The following is a 20,332-nucleotide window of genomic DNA, read 5'->3' as shown; positions in this document are numbered from 1 at the left end:
GGACTAAAAACGTCTCTACCTCCCGATTAACCCCTTAGGCAAATTTGTTAGTTAATCTCCTTTTCTTCAGTACCTAAGCAAGGTTAATTATACCTCTCACTAACCCTCTGGCTAAAGTGCAAGAGTGCCTAAACAGTCATCAGTAATCAGTAAACAGTGAAAAGACAGTAGGAAACTTCTATTTAATACTGCTGACTTAAAACTTAAATCCGATAGCTGTCTCCTATCTCGACTAGCAAATTAATTTTGCAGGAATACTTATATTTAAAGGCGATAAATTATTTTGAAATCTCGCTCTAGTTATTGGAACCTCATTCCTTATCTCCGTCCCCAAACCCAAACAATTATTTTGGCGTTCATCTGTACGATCGGATTTACGGTATTTTGGCCGATTTTAGCTTGGTTAGCCGGACAAATGGCCAGATATATCGGTGAGGGAAATGTGCAGGCATTGGCGACACTTTCGGGGGTGGGGGCAGTGGTTTTTTTACTGAGGGGAATGTCTCAGTATGGGCAAGATTCCCTGATGGCAAAAGCTTCTTTAAAAATTGCCCTAGAATTAAGAAAAAAAGTTTATGCACACCTGCAAACCCTCGGCTTAAATTACTTTGAAACGGCAAAAACTGGTGATTTATCCTATCGTTTAACGGAAGATATCGATCGTATTGGGGAAGTAATTAACAAATTTTTCCATGATTTTATTCCCTCAGCCTTACAGTTAATTGTCGTCTTTGCCTATATGTTTATTGTTAACTGGCAATTGACGATCGCTGTAATTATTATCGCTCCTTTGTTGGGAGTTTTGGTGGGATTTTTTGGTGAAAAATTATTACAATATGCTCGTCGCGCCCAAGCGAAAATATCTAATCTTTCTTCGTTATTAACTGAAGTTTTTGGCGGTATTCGCGTGGTGCAAGCTTTCGCTGCTGAAGATTATCAAACCGAGCTTTTTGCCCAAGAAGCGGAGGAAAATCGCCGCGCTCAATACCTATCGGAATCCACCAAAGCTTTACAATACGTCGTGGTGGGATTTTTGCAAGCGATGGGAGTTATCTTTTTATTCTTCCTTGCGGGTTGGCAAATTTCCCAAAAGAATTTAACTGGTGTTGACTTTGTTAGTTATGTGGCGGCGGTGGCTATGTTAATCGATCCTATCGCCCATATTACCAGTAATTATAATCAATTTAAACAGGGTCAAGCCTCGATGGATCGGATTTTTGAATTGTTAGCTATTTTGCCAACAATTACGGAAAAACCCAACGCGATCGTTCTGCCACCCCATAGCAAAGAAGTTGAATATTGTCAAGTAAATTTTTCTTACAATGAGGACAGACAGGTTTTAAAAAATATTAATTTTACTGCACACGCTGGGGAAATGATTGCTTTAGTGGGAGCATCGGGAGCGGGAAAAACCACTTTAGTTAATCTTTTATTGCGTTTTTATGACCCCACTGCCGGCAAGATTTTAATCGATGGGGTGGATATTCGCGATGTGACTTTAAAAAGTCTCCGGCGACAAATTGGCGTAGTTTTACAGGAAAATATTCTTTTTTCTGGCACTATAGCCCAAAATATCGCTTTTGGCCAGGGAGATTTTAATCTGCAAGAGGTGGAAAAAGCGGCAAAAATTGCCAACGCTCATCAATTTATCGGTGAACTTTCCCAGGGTTACTATACCTATGTGGGAGAAAGAGGTGTTAATTTATCGGGTGGACAAAGACAAAGAATCGCCATCGCGCGAGCGGTTTTATCTAATCCGAGAATTTTAATTTTAGATGAAGCAACTTCAGCGCTCGATTCGGAATCGGAAGCTTTAGTGCAGGAAGCTTTAGAAAGAATTATGACGGAGCGCACGGTATTTGTTATTGCTCACCGATTAGCAACTGTCAGAAAAGCTAACCGTATTTTAGTTTTAGAAAAGGGTGAAATTATCGAGGTGGGTAATCACGAGGAGTTATTAAATCTTAATGGTCGTTACGCTCAATTTCATGCTAGACAATTTCAAGAGTAATCTATAATCAACCCCGGGGAATTCCTCGCAAGGTTAAAACATCATCGAGGGTGGAACAATAGTTTTTTAAACCAAAATCAGCGGGAGTATAGGTTTTAATGTGGGTGAAGTGCCGATAATTCATCGCAAAACGGTCCCATGCTTCCATCTGCAAGTTAAAAACTTTGATAAAAAAGTCAGCAATGGTTAAAGATAAAGGAATCCGAAAATAGATTTTTTTGTTTAAATAAGTGCAGATTTCCTCCACTGCTTGGTTAGCTGTTGTGCGTTGATTGCCTAGAACAATTTTGCTTTCTGGTGCGGGATTTTCGATTAAATAATTCACCACTTGAGCTATATCTTTAGCATGGATAAAATGAAAACTGCCATCAGCTTGAAACCAACGCACTAAACCGATATATTTCAAGACATCCGGTAAACCACCATAGATATGAGAATAGGGTTTATTTTCATCACCACCTAAGACAAAAGTGGGGTATAAAGTGATAATTTTATCGGCAATTTTTAGATCAGTAAATTTACTATAACAAATATATTTAGTGCGGATATAATTAGTTCCTATTTCCCCAGCTTCAGGTAAAGGTTGATTATTTTGATTGAGAATGCTGGCAGTAGAAAAATAGAGGACTTTCTCGCAGATTTGGGCATCTAAATAACTAATTAATTCTAGGGTTTTTACCACATTAATCTGATAACTTTCCTCCTCTCCTCCCCAACTGGTAGCGATTAAAACCGCTATATTCATTGTTTTTAAAAGTTCGGCATATACCTCGATATTTTCCATATCGCCTAAAAGTATATGAACATTTGATCGCCCTTGGTAAGTAAATTTTAAGTTTTCTGGATTACGCACTAAAAAATATAATTCATAGTCGGGATTTTCCAGTAAAATTTCGGCGATATAATGCCCAATACAGCCACTCACACCCGTTAGAAATATTTTTTTCATTTGATCACTAGGACAGAGATATTAGATTTGTTGATAGGGGTTAGGTGTGGGGTATTGAGTCGGGGATATTGAGTTAGGGGTTAGGGATTTTTTAGTTTTCTGCCAAGATTCCCTATCGATCATTTCCTAACCCCTATTCCCTAAACCTTGATCACGACATCCTAGGCGTGAACTGCTAATAATTGATCCGCTTGTTTAGCCGTTTCAAAGAAGAAACGCACGTTATCTTCAGGAGTTCCCACCAAAACACCATGACCTAAATTAAGAATATGGCCTTGATTACCCGCTTTACGAATAGTATCAAGAATCCGCTCGCGAATAAAGGACTGGGAACCGAATAAAACCCCCGGATCGATATTACCTTGAACCATCATCGATTTACCTAAACGTTGTCTCGCTTCCGCCATATCCACTGTCCAATCGACGCTGACAATATCAACCCCCGATTTAGCCATTCTTTCCAAAACGCCGGCGCTGCCACTAATATAGAGAATTAACGGTGTATCGGGATGGGTTTCTTTCACCAAACGAACTACTTTTTGTTGATAGGGTAAGGCAAAAACATCGTAATCTTGGGGAGTTAATTGACCCGCCCAAGAGTCGAACATTTGTACCACTTGCGCCCCACAATCGATTTGATAACGGACATAGGTGGCGATCATATCCGCTAATTTATCTAAAAATTGGTGCAGTACCGAGGGTTCCGAAAAAGCCATCCCCTTAATCACAGAATAACTTTTAGAACCTTTCCCTTCCACTGCGTATGCTGCTAAAGTCCAGGGCGCGCCGACAAAACCGAGGACAGTGGATTTGTTTCCCACCTCTTGACGCAGGGTTTTTAAAATCGTTTTGATAAAAGGTAAAGACTGATCGGGATCGAGGGGATTAAGTTGGTCCACCTGCGCTTGAGTACGAATGGGAGAATCGATAATCGGCCCCTTACTTTCGATAATATCAAAGGGAATACCAATTCCTGCCAGGGGAGTGAGGATATCGGAGAACATGATCACCCCATCCGGTTGAAAAGCGCGCCAGGGTTGCAGGGAGATTTCGATCGCTAAATCGGCATTTTCCGATCTTTCCCGAAAACTGGGGTATTTATCCCGCAATTCTCGATAAATCTGCATATAACGTCCTGCTTGTCTCATCATCCACACGGGAGGACGGGGTAAGATTTCTCCTTTGGCAGCGCGTAATAAATAAGGTATTTCAGGGGAGTCAGTCATATCACGATGATTATTCTATTGCCTTTTCTACGGTATCATCCCCCGTACAGCTAATTTTTCTAGTTTTTCCTTAAGAATTGTTAACGAAAATTATCCCCCCACCCTGGCATGAACCCGACGCAATCGCAAGGCATTTGTCACCACGGAAAGGGAACTTAAAGCCATGGCAGCACCGGCAATAATCGGATTGAGCAGAAAGGGATAGAGGACTCCGGCAGCGATAGGAATGGCAATTAGGTTATAAATAAAAGCAAAAAAGAGATTTTCTTTGATATTTCGCATTGTTGCCCGACTTAACTTAATAGCGGTCACAATTCCCTCTAAATCTCCCGAAATTAAGGTTATATCACTAGCAGCGATCGCTACATCGGTTCCCGTGCCAAGGGCAATACCTAAGTCCGCTTGGGCTAATGCGATCGCATCATTGATGCCATCGCCAACCATGGCGACTATTTTCCCTTTTTTCTGCAAATATTCAATTTTTTCGGCTTTTTCTTGGGGACGGAGTGCGGCAAAAAAGCGGCGGATACCCAACTCATTGGCGATCGCCTCTGCGGTTTCGAGGTTGTCCCCCGTCATCATCATCACCTCTAAGCCCATTTTTTTGAGCTTGGCGACCACTGAGGAAGAAAAAGGTTTTAAAACGTCGGAAATGGCGATCACCCCCTCTAAACCCCCGTTAACTGCTATCCAAGCCACGGTTTTTTTTTGCCATTCCCAATCGTGGGCGACTTTTCTAAGAACTTTTGTTTCAACACCTTGACCTTCTAACCATTGTTTTGTACCGATTTGCACTAAATCCGACCCGACTTTTCCCTGCACTCCTGCCCCAGTTATTGAGTCAAATTCCGTCACTTCTAGAGTTTTAATCTGGTTTAACTGCCCATATTTAACTATTGCTTCTCCTAACGGGTGTTCAGAATGATTCTCCACCGATACAACTAACTGCAGCAGCGATAATTCCCGTCCATCCCTCACCCCCTCGCGAGTCAAGAAGTCCGTCACCGTTGGTTTACCCTGGGTGAGAGTTCCGGTTTTATCGAGAACAATAGTAGTAATACCATGGGCTAATTCTAAACTTTCGGCATTTTTAATTAAAATTCCCTGTTTTGCGCCCTGTCCTGTTCCCACCATAATCGAGGTGGGTGTAGCTAATCCTAGCGCACAGGGACAAGCGATAATTAGGACTTCCACCATTGTAATCAAAGCGAGGGTGAGATTACCCGTGCGGAGAATCCAAAATAAGAAAGTTATTACCGCAATAATCATCACCACTGGCACAAAATAAGCAGTCACTCGATCGACTAATCTTTGTATGGGTGCTTTTGATGCTTGCGCGGTTTGCACTAATCGGACAATCTGGGCTAAAACCGTATCTTTTCCCACCCGTAATGCTTGCATTTGTAGGCTACCGGTTTTATTAATTGTCGCCCCGATTACCTGTTGATTGAGGGTTTTTCGCACGGGTAAACTTTCCCCCGTCACCATCGATTCATCAATGTTAGAACTGCCCTGAATAATTATGCCATCGACGGGAATTTTTTCCCCAGGACGGACTAAAATCATATCTCCTACTTTCACCTCTTCTATCGGTAAATCTAGCGTCTGTTCTTTTCTAATTACCCTAGCAGTTTTTGCCTGTAATCCGATTAATTGTTTAATAGCGGCAGCCGTTTCTTTTCTAGCCCGTTTTTCGAGAAAACGACCGATTAAAATCAGAGTAATGACGATAGCTGATGCTTCGTAATAGACATGGGAATAAAACCCCTGTTTTTCGATTAAATCGCTCCCGAAGGTTAAAAATAGGGAATAAAAATAGGCGGCACTGGTTCCTAAAACTACTAAGGTGTCCATGGTAGCAGTGCGATTTTTAAAGGATTTCCAAGCATTTTTATAAAAACTTTGACCACACCAAAATTGGACGGGAGTAGCGAGAATTAATTGGAATAAAGGATCGTGTAACCAGTGGGGAATAAAAGATAGAGATAAACCCGTCATCATCGGCAAAGAACCGATAAATAGTATAGTACTAATAACAATAGCGATCGATAGTTTAGGGAGTAGTTCTTTTTCTGTCCTGGATTCGAGATTAATTTCTGTTATCGGTGTGGCTTGGAAACCGGCATCCCTAACTTTTGCTTGAATAGTGTTAAGATCGGTACGCTTGGGGTCATAGTCCACATCCACCTGTTCCATGCCAAAATTAACTTGACATCGAATTACTCCGGGGATAGATTTAATTATCCGTTCGATCGAATTAGCACAACCAACGCAACTCATCCCAGCGAGTTTGAGAGTTTGATGGGTCATAATGTTAATAGCAGCGGAAGTCAGCAACAAAATCCCCCGCAGCAGAGTTATATCTTTAGGATAAAATATTACCCTAGCTGCACAGTCAAGAATCCTCTGTTAATTTTTCTGAATAGATATGAAGAAATGTCTAGAAATATTTCCCAGTATGCAGGGGAACGGGAAACCGAATGCAATACAGCTGATCAATATTCTTTAACACTCGAAAGTCAGAACCTTGAACCCGTAGTAACCGCATTATCAAATTCTTATCCCTCTGAAAGTCTTAATTTTGCCGCATTTCTATACCTATTCAATACTTGCGATCGCTTGTCTTTCCTACCGGCCAAATTCTGGCAGATTTTTTCCCAAAAAAAACCTTGACAAATCCTCGAACTTGACATAAACTTATACATAGAGTGGAAATCCGTACCTGCCTGCGAACCATCCTTTTTCAGGTTAGATAAGCGTCAAGAGAATAAAAACCTAATACCTGACCAGCGCTAAAGAGGATAGGGTATGACAACTAAAGACTTATACGAACAAGACTATCTTGCTTGGTTAGAAGAAACGGCCAAACAACTGCGACAAAGACAAACAGATGTATTAGATTGGGAACATCTCCGAGAAGAAATCGAAGCATTGGGGAACGAACAGAGACATAAAGTAGATAGTTATCTCCTACAATTACTCATTCATCTGCTTCTCTACCAATACTGGCTGGAGGAACGAGAAAGATGTGCGCGGGGATGGCAGGACGAAATCGGTAACTTTCGGGTGGAATTAGAACTTTTATTGGAGTCGAAAACCCTTTATAACTATTTTTTAACCAGAATCGCCGTTATTTACCCCAAAGCAGTGAAGCGAGTCCGACAAAAAAGCCAATTACCGGCCGCTATCTTTGCCGAAAGCTGCCCCTATAGTCCCGAACAAATCCTCGATTCCGATTTTCTCCCCTGAAATTCCGGCAGATTTCTTCAAAAAAAACCCTTGACAAATCCCCGCACTTGACAGATACTTATATATAGAATGGGAATCCGTGCCTGCCTGCAAACCCTCTTTTTTCAGGTCAAATAAGCGTCAAAAAAATAAAAACCTGATAACCGATCCCTAACTACCTATAAGCTTTTCATCCAATCACTAATCAACTGGTTAACCTCTGTGGGAATTTCATCGTGGGGACAATGACCGGCAGTTAGATAATATTCTGTGAGAGAAGGATAGTATTGACGGAATTTGGCCCCGCGTTCCCTAGTATTCATCCAAGGATCCCCCTCACCCCATAACATCAACAGGGGACAACTTAACTTTTGCAGGAGAATATCCACATTCTCCCCCCGGGGAGATTTAAACACAGAAGCAAAAACTTTGGCTGCTCCCGCATCCAGGGAAGGACGACGGATATCTTCTATTAACTGCTCGGTAATGGCACTGCGATCGAGATATACTTTCTCTAGGGTTTTGCGGATAGTTTTGGGTTGACGGGTATAGAGAAATAAGAGATAACTGGCCCAAGGTTGCAGCAAGATCGATCGCAGTAATTTTTGTGCTAAATTAGGCTGACGATTGCTTTCTGTATCGCTAAAGGGACCGGCGCTATTGAGGAGAATTAATCCCCGAACATTCTGGGAGTGATTAGCCGCCACACAGAGAGAAGCGTAACCCCCCAGAGAATTACCCGCTAAAACCGTCGGTTGGCCCACAACTTCGTTGATAAAATCATTTAATTGTTGCTGCCAAAGATTGCCACTATAGACAAGATCTGGTTTAGCTGATCTACCAAATCCTAACAGATCGATCGCCCATACTTCCCATTCTGAGGCTAAACCTGACACATTTTTTCGCCAATGGTCGGTGGAAGCACCAAAACCGTGGACTAATAGTAACGGGGGTTTTCCCGTGACTCTAGTACCCGCTTGCACATAGTGTATCGAATGTCCTTGCCATTGCCAATTTTGCTTTATCGTCAGAGCAGCTGTATTCATCTGGTGTTTTGTTAAGTAATGTTAATAATTCTTAGTCTAACCGATTGGGAAACTGGAGACAAAGCTAGAGATTTTTGGCCAAGCCCCTTGACTGAAAAGGGAACTTGACATATACTTATATATAGAGTGGAAATCCGTGCTGCCCTGCAAACCCTTCATTTTTGGGCAAATAACCCTAAAAAACACTCTCAAAAAAATCTTGAGCGGGATTAATCTGCCGGTATGGGTGACTGACCCCAGAGAATTACTCACGAATAACAGCTATGAAGATTTTGACGATTTTACAGGGATTAATCGACAAAAATCCCTTAACTGAGGCGGATCTAGAAGAATTACTAGCGATCGAATCCTTAAATTTTAGGGAGACTAACCCTCTGATCCTACAGGAAAGGGCGGAACTATTAACGAATCTCTGGCCGCAAGTCTGGCAAAAATGTCAGGAGTTAGGGATAAATCAGCCAAATCAGATTTTGATCAGCTGTTGGCGCTTCTGGATTCCCTGGGCGCTACAGCTACGCAGCCACGCAAAACCGTTGATTCAAGGCATTTTGGCTCCCCAAGGCACGGGAAAGACCACCCTAACATCTATAATGTCGATTATTTTAGCCTATTTTGATTTAAAAGTAAATAATCTCTCTTTAGATGATATTTATAAGACCTATAATGAGCGAATAAAATTACGTCAAAAGGATGAAAGATTGCGCTGGCGTGGTCCACCGGGTACTCATGATATAGCATTAGGAATTAAAGTTTTAGAGCAGGTTTGTCAGCAAGAAAGTCCGATTTTAATCCCGCGTTTTGACAAGTCCCTGCATCGAGGACAAGGAGATAGAATTGCAGCGGAACAAGTGGAACGAGTTGATATTCTTTTTTTCGAGGGTTGGTTTGTGGGTATGAATCCAATAGAAGAAACAGTCTTTGATCATGCCCCCGATCCGATTAATAGCCAAGAAGACCGACAATTCGCCAGGGATAATAATCAAAGATTGCGAGAATATCTACCCCTCTGGTCAAAAATCGATCGCTTACTGATTCTTTATCCCCTTGACTACCGTTACAGTTTACAATGGCGACAGGCGGCCGAAACAAAAGGATGTATGACCCCATCAGAAATAGAGGAATTTGTCAAGTATTTTTGGAAAAGTTTACATCCGCAATTATTTCTGCCACCCCTGCTCAAACAAGCAGAGCTAGTGGTAGAAATTAATCGGGATCATAGTCTGGGAAAAATCAGTTATCAGTGAGCAGTAGGCAAGAGGCAAGAGGCAAGAGGCAAAAGAAAGAATCTGGCAATTCTCCTACCCAAAAAGAAGGTTAGAAACTAAGTCCATAAAATCTTCTAGCTTAACAAATTAGGTTTTAGATTCCGTCGAGTTAAAAGAAAGCTCCGAACTTGTCACTTAACACTATTGACTGATAACTGATAACTGATAACTGGTAACTGGTAACTGATAACTGATAAAGCTTATGATTGAAGTGGAACATCTGAGTAAAATTTATGGTTCGACCACGGCAATTAGTGACGTGGATTTTACCGTAGAAAAAGGAGAAATACTCGGTTTCTTGGGGCCGAATGGAGCCGGAAAAACCACGACTATGAGGATTTTATCTGGTTATATTCCTGCCACAACAGGAACAGCAAGGATAGCAGGATACGATGTGCATCAACAATCCTTAGAAGTGCGTCGTCGCATTGGTTATCTTCCCGAAAATCCCCCCTTGTATCCGGAGATGACCGTGGAAAGTTTTCTCGATTTTGTGGCCAGGATTAAAGGCATCTCATCGGGGGATAGAAAAGCGCGGGTAGATTTAGTTTTAAGCAAATGTCAGTTACTAGAAAAAAGAAAAGTTATTATCCGCAAGTTGTCCAAAGGTTATAAACAGCGTGTGGGAATTGCCCAAGCGATCGTACACGATCCACCGGTAATTATTTTAGATGAACCGACAGTAGGATTAGATCCAAAACAGATTATCGAGGTGAGAAATCTGATTAAAAGTTTAGCGGGAGAACACACAATTATTCTCTCCACTCATATTTTACCAGAAGTGAGTATTACCTGCGATCGAGCGACAATTATTAATCGGGGTCGCATCGTAGCCAATAATATTACTACCGCTACCCCTGCTGGTTCCAGTTATGAAATTGAGATCGAAGGTGATAGGGATTCCCTGCTAGAAATCCTGCAACAAATGCCAGAAGTAGAGCAAGCAGCAAAAGTCGGCGATAACCTGCTCAAAATTGTTGGTCAAGGGGGAATAAATATAGGGGCAGAACTTGCTAGAATAGTTGTCAACAATGGTTATAACTTATTAGAAATGCGTCGCACCCGTAAAACCCTAGAAGATATCTTTCTGGAAGTAATTGGTAGCGGGGAAAGTAACCAGCAAGAGGAGAGGCATGATCAATAATATCTGGGCGATTTTTCGCAAGGAATTTCAAAGCTATTTTACCGCCGCCAATGCCTATATCATTATGGGCATATTTTGGTTAGTAGCGGGATTTTTCTTTAACTCCCTTCTCTACGGCATTATTCTCGATATTGGTATTCAGGAACAATCGGGATTTCTGGTAGCCAGAGATACGGTATCTGAATTTATGACCACTTTCATCGGCATTATTTTATCCTCCTTATTGTTGGTAATTTTGCCAGCCCTGTCTATGGGATTATACGCAGAGGAAAAAAAACAGGGAACCCTAGAACTTTTAGCCACTTCTCCCCTGACTAATTGGAGTATAGCGATCGGTAAATTATTGGGAGTGTTGGCTTTTTTTACCGTGATGATTACCCCCCTCTGGATTTACGAAATAGTGGTTTTTAGTACCGCAGTTCCCCCAGTAAATATAGCCAGTATTTTACTAGCTCATCTAGGATTAATTTTACTGGCAGCCGCCATCCTAGCCATCGGGATGTTTATTTCTTCCCTCACCAATAGTTCTATCCTTGCTTACATCATCACCTTTATCACCATCTTATTTATCTGGATATTGGATGTCATTGCTAACAATGCCGAAACCTTCTTTCGAGATCGCATTGGAGGAGAAGTGGGAGAACAGATCGGATTTTTCCTGAAAGAATTTCTCTCCCATCTATCTTGGTATCAACCCTTTAACAATTTCGTGCGGGGAATTTTTGACAGTAGTAGTTTAGTCATCCTCCTCAGTTATATTCTGCTGGGAATCTTCCTAACTACTCAAGCGATCGAAGCGGACCGTTATCAAAGAAACTAACTATGAGATCCTGGCAAAAATACAGTAAATTTCTCTATATACCCGCCCTCTTTCTGGGTAGTGCCGGCTTAACCGTGGGGTTAATCTCCGGTCAATGGTCATCCCTCTCTCTGGGGTTATTAATTGCCGGGGCTATTTTGTTTCTAGGAGGGCTGTTGTTATTGGTAATCACTTCCAAAGACTTTTGGCAAAAAAGAAGTACCCGCACCAGCACTCAAACCCTTATTACTACTATTATTGTCCTCAGCGTTATCGGTTTAATTAACTTTCTCGCCCTCCGTTATCCCTATCGAGTTGATTTAACCGAAAACCAAATCTTTAGTTTATCCCCCCAAACCGAAAGACTATTAACCAATCTGTCAAAACCCGTCAAAGTCTGGATTTTTTCAACCCGGGGAATCAGTGCCAACGAACAGGAACTTTTAGCCAATTATCAACGCAAAAACCCCCAATTTCAGTACGAGATAGTTAACCCAGAGAAAAAACCCAATATCGCTCAGGAATTTAAAAAACTAGCTAATGATAATCTGTCTAGAGTCTATCTACAGTATGGTGAAAAAAAACAGCCTCTGAAAACTATTAGTGAAGAGGAAAGTCTCACCGAAGCGAAATTGAGTAACGCCATCGAAACCGCTAAAACCGATCGCACTCTAACCGCTTATTTTCTGCAAGGTCATGGAGAAAATGCCATCAAAGAACCTCAAGGTGGATTAGTGCAAGCAGTCAATAGTTTAGAAGCAAAAGGTTATCAAGTAGAACCACTTAATCTAGTGGAACGTTCCACCATTCCCAATAATGCCGATGTCATTATTATTGCCAGTCCCAAAAGAAAAATATTTCCCCAGGAAGTCACCGCTTTAAAAAACTATCTTGAGCAAGGGGGCAAAATTTTATTAATGATTGACCCCCAAACCGAAACCGGATTAGAACCCTTATTAACCCCTTGGGGTGTGAAACTAGATAATCGAATTATTATTGATGCTTCTGGTGCCGGGGAAATAATCGGTTTAGGACCGGCTAGTCCCATTATTACCAATTACGGTAATCATCCGATTACTCGCGATTTTGCCAACGGTATTTCTATCTTTCCCTTTGCTCGTCCCATCGCCACCGTTCCCGTCGAAGGAATTGAAGCCGTATCTTTAATGATTACTAATGATAAAATGTGGGCTGAGAGTGATTTAAATAATCAGAATCTCCAGTTTAACCCTGAAAAAGATTTAGCTGGCCCCTTTGATCTAGGAGTTGCTCTGACGGGAAAAAAAGGTAAATTAATTGTGATTGGTAATGCCAGCTTTGCCAGCGATGGACTATTTGAACAACAGTTAAACGGAGATATATTTTTAAATTCTGTGCAGTGGTTAGCCAGTGGTGAAACAGCCACCTTATCTATCCGGGCTAAGGAACCAGAAAATAGAAGAATCAATTTAAATCCCCTGCAAGCTAACGCTATTTTTTGGATAGCGATGGTAGTGATGCCTTTAGTAGGATTTACCCTAGCTGGATTGACTTGGTGGCAACGTCGTTAATCGAGTTAGAATCTAGAAAAATCATCTCTCTTATTTACCCTAACTACCATGACCACAACCCAAACTATCCCCCAATTGTTGACTTTTGATAACTATATTAATCAATATCCCGATGATGGACAACAATACGAATTAATCGCAGGAAAATTCTTGGCCATGATGCGACCGATCGGAAAACACGAAGAAATTGGCGGTTTTATAAGCATGGAGTTAGGATTGGAGATTAGAAGACGGCAATTGCCCTATTTTATCCCCAATACTGCTGCAGTAAAACCCCTTCGCCTTCATACGGGTTATCTACCCGATATTATTGTCTTAGACAGAGAAAATCTAGTTAATGATCCCTACTGGGAAACCGCTTCCTCAATTTCTCTGGCAACATCAGCTAAATTAATTATTGAAATTGTCAGTTCCAATTGGCGAGATGATTATCTGAAAAAATTTGACGACTACGAACAATTAGGAATTGCCGAATATTGGATTATCGATTATTTAGCCAAAGGTTCGTCCCGATATATCGGCAGCCCCAAAGAACCCACCATTTCTATCTATCAATTAATCGATGGAGAATATCAAGGTAATTTATTTAAACAGGATCAACGTCTTATTTCAGGGGTTTTTCCAGAGTTAAACCTCACTGCTAATCAAATTTTTTGTACTAGAGCTTAAAGAAAAACCTATATTTTTAGATTAGACCTATTGCAAAAATCAAAAACTTACCTGAGAGTGAGGAGTCAGGAGCTTATAATAGAAAACAACTCAAGAGCGGAGAAATCAATCAATGTTTGCCACAATAGAAGATAAACAAGCCCTTTCCCTCGAAGTATTTCTTGCCCTTCCAGAAACTAAGCCTGCTAGGGAATATTATCATGGAATTGTCACTCAAAAACCTATGCCCAAAGGAAAACACAGCATCTTACAATTTGAGTTAGCCTCTGCCATTAATCAACAGACTAAACCTCAAAAATTAGCTTATGCTCTACCTGAATTGCGTTGTACTTTTGCAGAACGTTCAATTGTACCAGATATTGCGGTGATTCGTTGGGAGAATTTGCCAAGAGATCTAGATGGAGAAATAGCTGATCAATTTTTACGTTATCCCGATTGGATTATTGAAATTATGTCTCCCGAACAATCTGTTACCTTAGTGATGGAAAAGATTATTTTCTGTTTACAACAAGGAACAGAATTAGGTTGGTTGATTGATCCTTCAGCCAAGTCAGTCACCGTTTTTCAAACAGGATTACCGAAAGTACATATTGCAACCGAAGGAAATAATGAGCCTTTAGCGGTGATTAAAGGATTAGAACGTTGGTCAATATCAGCAGTGGATATTTTTGCTTGGCTAAAGGTTTAATTTGTTCTGTCAGCATCGTTTGGTTTATCAGGTTATTCCAGAAGAGTAAAGTTGTCAAAGTTATACGGATGTGGACTCATTATCAATAACTCCTCTTATTTATGGCTCTTCGGGAATTGTTATGCAAATATTAAGGTTCTTCGGTTTGTGCTATGCAATGAACGGGGGTTATAAGGGATGAAACCCTTATAGAGAAAGACATTTAGCGATTTTTATCAATTGTTTTCGCTCTAGAAGTAACTAATCAATGGAACTCTTACCAGATAAGGATTTAATCGATTTATGCCACCCTATCGAACCAGACTAAGTAACGAAGAACCTCTATTAATTACTATTTTCTTCAGGAGGAGAAGGTGATAAAACAGGAGGAGCGATCGGTTCAATTTTATCCTCATTAACCGGGGGATTAATCACCTCTGGAACAGGAGAAGGGGAAGGAGAAGGAGAAGGAGAAGGGGAAGGAAGGGGAGAAACTTGAGGACTTGGCTCTGTTTCAGGAAGGGGAACAGGAATAGGAATTACTTCTTCTGGGGTGGGACTAGGAGTTAATTCTGGAGTCGCTTCTGGAGTAGGAATCACCTCTGGGGTAGGAGTTGGGGATGGAGTGGGAGTCGGGGAATAAATGGGAGTCCGTTGACGAGAAGGTCGTCGGATCGGGGGAAAATCTTGGGAGGGAGGAGGAATGATTTCAGGAATAGGAGAAGGTTCGGGGGTTGGTGACGGTTTAATTTCCTCATTTTTGGGTAAAAGAGCCATAAATCCCCGATATCCCAGGGCAAAAGCCCCAATTGTCACCGCAAAAATCAGCAAAATCCACAGCCAAGGATTCTTTTTTTTCCCAGAATTGGGTTTAATAACCACAGTGGGGGAGACGGTTGGTTTTTGGGGTGTAGAGGACTTTAATCGGGGACTATGGGGAGAAACCGCGATAGTCGGTTGGGTGGACAAATCGGGGGACATTTCTCCCAAAGCTGCCAACATTTCCCTAGCAGTAGCAAACCGATCCCGGGGATGAAAACGGATCGCTCGATCGATTACCATAGCTAAATTAGGATTAACATTTTCTACCTCCTGTCGCCAGAGAATTTCCCCCGTGCGCGAGTCAGTTTCTAGATATTGGGGAGTTTTTCCCGTTAATAAAAAAATCGCCGTTAAGCCTAGGCTGTAAAGGTCACTAGAAAAGACCGGTCTCCCGGCAGCCTGTTCCGAAGCCATATAACCGGGGGTGCCAAGGGCGATCGAATAGGCACTTTTTCCCGTAGGATCGACTAAGGTGGCGACGGCCTCTTTCATTACCCCAAAATCGATTAAAACGGGCAAATTATCACTATTTCTTAAGATAATATTATCGGGTTTCACATCCCGGTGAATAATGCGGCGACTGTGAATAAAATCGAGAACAGGCAGTAAATTCTCTAAAATCGTCCGCACTGCTGAGGAGGATAATTTTCCCTGTCGTTGCTGTTTTTGGGTTAGTGTCTCCCCTTCAATCCATTCCTGCACCAGATAGAAATGATTATCTTGGGCAAAATAACCGTATAAACGGGGTATTTGGCGATTTTGTTCCCCCAATTCCTCTAAAACGCTTGCTTCTTTCTGAAAACGTTCTTTTAACCATTCTGGCATCTCCTCACTTTGAATAGCCGGCTGCAATTTTTTAATCACACAGCGCCGTTGAGAAGGCATATTCGTATCGATGGCGATATAAGTTTCCCCAAATCCCCCCCTAGCAAGGGTACTAACAATTTGGTAGCGATTGTTTAAAAGCACTAGATTCATTACCCTGAGAGTGCAAGCGTGGTCATAAATTGTTCCTAGACTAACATTCTTTCGTTAAGGAAAAAGTCAAGGGAAAAACTAGAGTCAAGTCTAAGGAATCCAGCGACGGATTTTCGTCCACAAAGGTGCATTATCTTGACTACTCATCTCCTGAAAACTTTGATAACAATCGTAGGCGCGATTAAGATGGGCGGTGATTTCTGTCGCATTGGGATGGGAATTGCGATCGGGATGCCAATAACACAAGAGAGTTTTATAATTATTCTCAATCCGGCTAGTCGTGCTAAAAGGAGTAATCCCCAAAACTCGCCACCAAACGGGATTAGCGGACTCTATAATCATCACGGCCAAGGAACGGGGCGAAGGATAGAGAATTTGGGCGATTAATGACCAATCTGACCCATAACACACCCGATAAACCGCTTTAACTCGCTCTTTTCCCAACTGTTGACAAGCTTGTAAATGCCATTGACGAAAATCCCTCCGCATCTGCTGATGAGTTCGCAAATCTCGCCTGGCGAATCTGCCCTCAGCTAGTTTATTAGCCCCGATAGTGTTAAAGTTACCATTAGCGATCGCTTTTAGATCCCAGTAAAGATGATAAAAAGGATCTTGAGCCAAGGCGAGACTTTCCAGAATTTCCTTAGCGTAACCTCTAGCCGGATTTAATCGCAATAATTCCCGTAATTCCCGACAAAACTGCTCATTTTCGGGCATACCGCGCCATTGCCAATAGTTAACATCCGGTTTTGCCAGAGACTGCCTATATACACTGCGCCACACCTGCGGAACAGTACAGGCGATCGGGGTAGCCAAGGGAGTAGCCAGGGGACAAAATTGACCCTTTAAAGAGCTTTCAGGAGCATCTTCTAGTAAACAAGCAAGATGATAGGCGGGATGACTACGGGGCTTTTTTTGGGGGCTAATAAACCAAAAAGCCGTTAAAATGACAATTAAGTACAAGAGTAGAGAAAGAATTTGCTCCGCCATGGCAACTTTTAGTTAGTCTGCTCAGTTACCTGAAGAATTATAATTGGTGCTATGGTCGCTGAAAAGTTCTTTGTATCTCGGCTGATTGTCAGAAATCTACAAAATGGGGTGATATGTCGAAAGTTTCCACATATCCTTACTCTGGTTATTCGGAAAGTTTCTTTATAATCAATAGTTAGATGGCTTAGGTTATCAGTTGGGGCATACTTGAAGAGTGTCTTTTCGAGTTCAAAAATTAAAGTGATCAGCACACCTGGAGCAATATGCGGCAATCAGAATCAAAAATTGCGCTGCTGATTGATGCAGACAACGCCCCTGCATCAAAAATTGAGGCGATCGTCTCTGAAATTGCAAAGTATGGAGTTGCCAATATTCGTAAGGCTTACGGAAACTGGAAAAGTCCTGCGCTGAAAGCCTGGGAGGAGTGTTTGCATGAATACGCTATTCGCCCCGTCCAACAGTTCGACTATACGAAGGGCAAAAATGCTACTGATGCTGCAATGATTATTGATGCAATGGATTTGCTGTATACACAACAGTTGGATGCTTTTGCAATTGTGTCGAGCGATTGTGACTTTACTCCTTTAGTGATGCGAATTTTGACAAATGGCTTAAAAGTCTATGGATTTGGCGAGAAGAAAACACCATTGCCTTTTGTTTATGCGTGTTCAACATTTTTATACCTAGAAACTATTGATCAAGCAGTAAATTCTGAGGAGACTTCCAAAGTTTCTGCAAGTGTGAAGAAAACTGGTAAAGAGTTAAAGCAAGACACCAAATTAATCAGTTTATTGAGGGGCGCTGTTTCTAGCACTCTAGACGATGATGGTTGGTCGAATTTGGCAGAGATTGGCGGACACATAGCAAATCAGACATCTTTTGACCCACGCAACTACGGATATGCAAAGTTGAGTGGCCTGTTCGAGGCTATTGACTTATTCGAGATTCAGCGAAAAAATAAGGCAGTCTTCGTGAGGAGCAAGCAAAAGAATGGCACTACTCCAAAAACGTAGTGCAGATCCATTAGGGTGCGTTCCCTGATGCGAGTCCTACCGCTGCAGCGATCGATTTTGGGGAACACACCATGGTCATTGATTTTTTGGTTTACCCTGGCACTACTGCGACATTGGTAGATTAGGTGAGGGGAGCGAAGTCGTTTTTGAAATATACAGGGACTCTGTGATCTGAAACCGTCAGAATCAAATTGTTGATGTGGCGGCTTCTGATGCAGAGCCGTTGGTGCGAGCGCTAACATTTGATTGTTCTCGACCCTAAACAGCCTTTGACCTAGAGGGAAATGTTCACAGATTGACAGTCAGCCCGGCATTCAGCTATGTTTGAGATATTTAGAGCAAAACCTTTGAATGCCGACGCTGTTAACCGTTGGTTCATACCGATTCTTTTGCTATGCAGGCGATCGCAATGAGCCACCGCACATCCAGGTTGAACGAGATCGAGAGATTGCTAAATTCTGGCTTCAGCCGGTGCGCCTTCAAAGTAACCGAGGATTTAACCGCACTGAAATTAACCGCATTCAAAAACTTGTGCAAGAAAACCAAGAGCAATTGTTAGCAGGCTGGCATGATTTCTTTAACGACTGAGCTATTTGAAACCCTCGCTATTCAGCAATTAGCCATCACAGATGATGCGCTTACTGTAGATTTATCTGACGGACGCACCCTATCTGTTCCCCTGGCATGGTATCCCCGTCTTCAGCATGGCTCAACTGAGGAGCGTAATGACTATCGTTTTATCGCCGGTGGCAATGGAATCCACTGGAATCAACTAGATGAAGACATTAGTGTTAAAAACTTAATTCTTGGCCAACCATCAGGGGAAAGTCAAAAATCATTTCAGCGTTGGTTAAATAATCGAGAAGCGATCATCTAACAAATCACTGCACTCGACCTTATGCTAGACTCTGATAATTACCCGAAGCTAATGAGGCAAAAAATAATGGACAAAAATAAGCCAGAAGAAGTTCAAGAGGCAATGATTTCAGTGGGAGTGGGTACAGCGATTGGAGCTAGTGCATCGGCAGTGGTTGGCGGTATGGGACTGGCTGTAGGAGGAACTGCTCTAGGAGTCGGTATGGCTCCAGTAGCAGCGGCAGGAGCAGTGGTCGGCACAGCAGTTTACGGAACCAAAAAAGCAATAGAAGAACAAGACGCAACGGCAATTGGAGCAGCGGCAATTGGTGCGGGTGCTGGAGCCGGTATATCAGCATTAGTTGGAGGTATGGGATTAGCAGTAGGGGGGACGGCAGTTGCAGTGACGATGGCTCCCGTAGCGGCAGTAGGAGCAGTAATTGGTTTGGCTGGGTATGGTATCTCTAAATTATTCACTGAGTAAGAATGGCTAAACGGAAAAGACAGTCCCCCAATGCTGCTCAAAAATTAGTAAGAGGAGCAATTCGGGACTTTATTAATCAGCTTAATGGCATAGTTATTGAGCCGGAGATAAACACTCCTGTAAAGGGGACAGAGGCTTGGTATCGGGACAAACTGGCTGGGGAATTAGGAGGAAAAACCGAGGTTTACATTGATAAGGTAGGTAGAATAGATGTCTTAACTAATACTGAAATAATTGAAGTTAAAAATACAAAAGGTTGGAAATCAGCGATCAGGCAAATAAAGAGTTATGGACAGTATTATCCCAAGCATAAAATGAGAGTTCACCTATTTGGGAAATTGACTGAGAGTAAACTGGAAACTATTCAGAGAGTATGTAACCTAGAAGGCATAACTCTAACTTGGGAATAGTATGATCGCCGATTTAGTAAGATTCGTTCCCTCATGCAAGTCCTGCCGCTGCAGCGATCGATTTTGGGGAAACTCAACATCCTTACCTGTGACTATGAAAGAGTATAATAAGTTTACTTAAGGTCATCAAAGAGGTAACAAAACCTTAAGGGAAAGTTGTATCCATATCCATCCAGATATTTGTAAACGCCGTTATTTTTATGTAACAGATGGTTGGTCAGTATAT

The 20,332-nt window shown here is 41.9% G+C and carries 19 protein-coding genes; 13 read left to right on the top strand and 6 right to left on the bottom strand.

Annotated features, from left to right (window positions below; translation table 11 throughout):
- Nucleotides 1–283: 283 nt before the first annotated feature.
- Complete coding sequence (locus tag MiAbW_RS01650; protein WP_151694654.1) at nucleotides 284–2,011, top strand: ABC transporter ATP-binding protein; 1,728 nt, start codon at nucleotides 284–286, stop codon at nucleotides 2,009–2,011.
- A gap of 7 nt (nucleotides 2,012–2,018) precedes the next feature.
- On the opposite strand, the gene MiAbW_RS01645 is transcribed toward MiAbW_RS01650, so the two are convergent.
- The 3 genes from MiAbW_RS01645 to MiAbW_RS01635 form a co-directional block, all read right to left on the bottom strand.
- Nucleotides 2,019–2,960: an NAD-dependent epimerase/dehydratase family protein gene (locus MiAbW_RS01645; RefSeq protein ID WP_151694653.1), complete on the bottom strand. Its 942-nt coding sequence runs from the start codon at nucleotides 2,958–2,960 to the stop codon at nucleotides 2,019–2,021.
- A 161-nt stretch (nucleotides 2,961–3,121) separates the two neighbouring features.
- Nucleotides 3,122–4,186 carry a uroporphyrinogen decarboxylase gene (hemE, locus tag MiAbW_RS01640; protein ID WP_151694652.1) on the bottom strand — a complete coding sequence of 355 codons (1,065 nt, stop codon included), beginning with the start codon at nucleotides 4,184–4,186 and terminating at the stop codon, nucleotides 3,122–3,124.
- 90 nt (nucleotides 4,187–4,276) lie between these two features.
- Entirely contained in the window at nucleotides 4,277–6,496 is a 2,220-nt protein-coding gene (locus MiAbW_RS01635) for a heavy metal translocating P-type ATPase (protein ID WP_151694721.1), read from the bottom strand.
- A gap of 498 nt (nucleotides 6,497–6,994) precedes the next feature.
- Between MiAbW_RS01635 and MiAbW_RS01630 the strand changes: the two genes are divergently transcribed.
- A complete protein-coding gene (locus MiAbW_RS01630; protein ID WP_151694651.1) occupies nucleotides 6,995–7,435 on the top strand; it encodes a DUF29 domain-containing protein in 441 nt (146 codons plus the stop codon).
- A 158-nt stretch (nucleotides 7,436–7,593) separates the two neighbouring features.
- On the opposite strand, the gene MiAbW_RS01625 is transcribed toward MiAbW_RS01630, so the two are convergent.
- Nucleotides 7,594–8,460 carry an alpha/beta fold hydrolase gene (locus tag MiAbW_RS01625; RefSeq protein WP_151694650.1) on the bottom strand — a complete coding sequence of 289 codons (867 nt, stop codon included), beginning with the start codon at nucleotides 8,458–8,460 and terminating at the stop codon, nucleotides 7,594–7,596.
- 263 nt (nucleotides 8,461–8,723) lie between these two features.
- On the opposite strand from MiAbW_RS01625, the gene MiAbW_RS01620 reads away from it, so the two are divergent.
- From MiAbW_RS01620 to MiAbW_RS01595, 6 genes are all read left to right on the top strand, one after another.
- Nucleotides 8,724–9,704 carry an ABC transporter ATP-binding protein gene (locus tag MiAbW_RS01620; protein WP_151694649.1) on the top strand — a complete coding sequence of 327 codons (981 nt, stop codon included), beginning with the start codon at nucleotides 8,724–8,726 and terminating at the stop codon, nucleotides 9,702–9,704.
- Between the two features lie 223 nt (nucleotides 9,705–9,927).
- Nucleotides 9,928–10,869: an ABC transporter ATP-binding protein gene (locus tag MiAbW_RS01615; RefSeq protein WP_151694648.1), complete on the top strand. Its 942-nt coding sequence runs from the start codon at nucleotides 9,928–9,930 to the stop codon at nucleotides 10,867–10,869.
- Nucleotides 10,859–11,689, top strand: a complete 831-nt coding sequence (locus MiAbW_RS01610) for an ABC transporter permease (RefSeq protein ID WP_151694647.1) — start codon at nucleotides 10,859–10,861, stop codon at nucleotides 11,687–11,689. Before MiAbW_RS01615 ends, MiAbW_RS01610 begins: the two co-directional genes overlap by 11 nt.
- A gap of 2 nt (nucleotides 11,690–11,691) precedes the next feature.
- Complete coding sequence (locus MiAbW_RS01605; RefSeq protein WP_151694646.1) at nucleotides 11,692–13,218, top strand: GldG family protein; 1,527 nt, start codon at nucleotides 11,692–11,694, stop codon at nucleotides 13,216–13,218.
- 48 nt (nucleotides 13,219–13,266) lie between these two features.
- Nucleotides 13,267–13,887 (top strand): Uma2 family endonuclease, encoded by a 621-nt coding sequence (locus MiAbW_RS01600; RefSeq protein ID WP_151694645.1) that lies wholly within the window; start codon nucleotides 13,267–13,269, stop codon nucleotides 13,885–13,887.
- A 112-nt stretch (nucleotides 13,888–13,999) separates the two neighbouring features.
- On the top strand, nucleotides 14,000–14,575 hold the full coding sequence (locus MiAbW_RS01595) for a Uma2 family endonuclease (RefSeq protein ID WP_151694644.1): 576 nt from the start codon (nucleotides 14,000–14,002) through the stop codon (nucleotides 14,573–14,575).
- A 324-nt stretch (nucleotides 14,576–14,899) separates the two neighbouring features.
- Here the strand turns inward: MiAbW_RS01595 and MiAbW_RS01590 are convergent, their stop codons facing one another.
- Nucleotides 14,900–16,354 (bottom strand): serine/threonine-protein kinase, encoded by a 1,455-nt coding sequence (locus tag MiAbW_RS01590; protein ID WP_151694643.1) that lies wholly within the window; start codon nucleotides 16,352–16,354, stop codon nucleotides 14,900–14,902.
- A 90-nt stretch (nucleotides 16,355–16,444) separates the two neighbouring features.
- A complete protein-coding gene (locus MiAbW_RS01585; RefSeq protein ID WP_151694642.1) occupies nucleotides 16,445–17,344 on the bottom strand; it encodes a J domain-containing protein in 900 nt (299 codons plus the stop codon).
- Between the two features lie 263 nt (nucleotides 17,345–17,607).
- Here MiAbW_RS01585 and MiAbW_RS01580 point away from each other — a divergent pair, with 263 nt between their 5' ends.
- The 5 genes from MiAbW_RS01580 (at nucleotide 17,608) to MiAbW_RS01555 (ending at nucleotide 20,106) form a co-directional block, all read left to right on the top strand.
- Entirely contained in the window at nucleotides 17,608–18,357 is a 750-nt protein-coding gene (locus MiAbW_RS01580; protein WP_012265277.1) for an NYN domain-containing protein, read from the top strand.
- Nucleotides 18,358–18,708: 351 nt separating this feature from the next.
- A complete protein-coding gene (locus MiAbW_RS01570; protein WP_151694641.1) occupies nucleotides 18,709–18,945 on the top strand; it encodes a DUF4160 domain-containing protein in 237 nt (78 codons plus the stop codon).
- The gene (locus MiAbW_RS01565; RefSeq protein ID WP_002804492.1) at nucleotides 18,926–19,234 is read left to right on the top strand and encodes a DUF2442 domain-containing protein; all 309 of its coding nucleotides are present in this window, start codon (nucleotides 18,926–18,928) and stop codon (nucleotides 19,232–19,234) included. Before MiAbW_RS01570 ends, MiAbW_RS01565 begins: the two co-directional genes overlap by 20 nt.
- 63 nt (nucleotides 19,235–19,297) lie before the next feature.
- Nucleotides 19,298–19,696: a hypothetical protein gene (locus MiAbW_RS01560; protein WP_079209156.1), complete on the top strand. Its 399-nt coding sequence runs from the start codon at nucleotides 19,298–19,300 to the stop codon at nucleotides 19,694–19,696.
- Between the two features lie 2 nt (nucleotides 19,697–19,698).
- Nucleotides 19,699–20,106, top strand: coding sequence for a hypothetical protein (locus MiAbW_RS01555; protein WP_151694640.1), 408 nt, complete (start codon nucleotides 19,699–19,701; stop codon nucleotides 20,104–20,106).
- The last annotated feature ends 226 nt before the right edge of the window (nucleotides 20,107–20,332 follow it).

The sequence above is a fragment of the Microcystis aeruginosa NIES-4325 genome, assembly GCF_008974145.1.
Taxonomy (GTDB): Bacteria; Cyanobacteriota; Cyanobacteriia; order Cyanobacteriales; family Microcystaceae; genus Microcystis; species Microcystis aeruginosa_G.
The sequence above is the reverse complement of the archived record's forward strand: the minus strand, read 5'-3'. Positions and strand labels throughout refer to the sequence as shown.